The sequence below is a fragment of the Rummeliibacillus sp. TYF005 genome (genome assembly GCF_003844195.1).
GTDB lineage: Bacteria > Bacillota > Bacilli > Bacillales_A > Planococcaceae > Rummeliibacillus.
Genome location: NZ_ML122645.1, coordinates 1 through 1,160, shown reverse-complemented (window position 1 = coordinate 1,160; position 1,160 = coordinate 1). Strand labels below are relative to the sequence as shown.

At 36.6% G+C, this 1,160-nt stretch carries 1 protein-coding gene; it reads right to left on the bottom strand.

Going from position 1 to position 1,160, the window contains the following annotated elements:
• Positions 1-116: 116 nt before the first annotated feature.
• Positions 117-1,052: an IS30 family transposase gene (locus CW357_RS18045; protein WP_119415943.1), complete on the bottom strand. Its 936-nt coding sequence runs from the start codon at positions 1,050-1,052 to the stop codon at positions 117-119.
• Positions 1,053-1,160 lie beyond the last annotated feature (108 nt).

Genomic DNA, 1,160 nt, shown 5'->3' with positions numbered 1-1,160 from the left:
ATGCAAAAAGGATACCTCAATGAGATATCCTTTAGATATAAGATATTTTTTTATCATCAAAACATCAAAAATTTATTTCAATGCAAATCATTCTATGTTTAATTAGTGATACTTTGTCAAATTAAGTGCAACAGTTCTTCCTCAAAGGCCTCGTGTGCAGTTTTCCAACCAAGGCATTTTCTTGGTCGATTATTAATGAGTTGAAGTGCTTGGTTCATCTCATCTGGGGTAACGTGATCGAAATTTGTTTTCTTAGGGAAGAATTCACGAAGTAAGCCGTTCCCATTTTCGTTACTGCCACGTTGCCATGATGAATAAGCATCTGCAAAATAAATCTGGATATTTAATTCTCTTTCCAGTACGTTGTAACAGCTAAATTCTTTTCCTCGATCTGTTGTGGCTGTTTGAATTGCTCCTTGAGGTAACTGTTGATGCAATAATTTAACGGCTGTTTCCATTGAATTTGAAGAACGGTCTGGAATTAATATGCCTGTATACCAACGTGTTTTACGTTCAATAAATGTAGCGACACAGCCTTTTGCTTGTCCACGTCCGGAAACAACGGTATCTAACTCCCAATGACCGAATGTTTCACGTTTACGAACTTCTTTTGGACGTTTTGAAATCGGTGTACCAATATTAAAGCGACCTCTTGTTTCACGCGGTTTTTGACGTTTCCCTTTTTGGCGAAGTACAGCAAGAGGCATTTCTAATAAGCCGTTGTAAATCCAACGATAGATGCTTTTAAAACTCAGCTTACCTTGATACAAGCGGCCGACGATCTGTTCTGGTGACCAAGTTTCACCCAACTTTTCTTGAACAGCTTCTTTTAGTTCTGGTGTTAGTTTTAACTTCGCACCACAATTAGATTTATTACTTTGATAACGAGCTTGAGCTTCTTCAGCTGTACAATTTACATGACGTTTTAATTCACGTGAAATTGTAGAAGGACTTCTTTTTAGGCATTTTGCAGTTTCCCTAATTGAATATCCTAATTCTATATAAGTTTCTATTTTTGAACGCTCAGATATGGTAAGATGTTGATAGCTCATAACGATTCCTCCTCAGATGTTTGTGTGGTAACTAACATTTTACACGAGGACGTTATGGGCTTCTTTTATTTTGACTTACAAGTGTTGCACTTAATATTACAATTCATC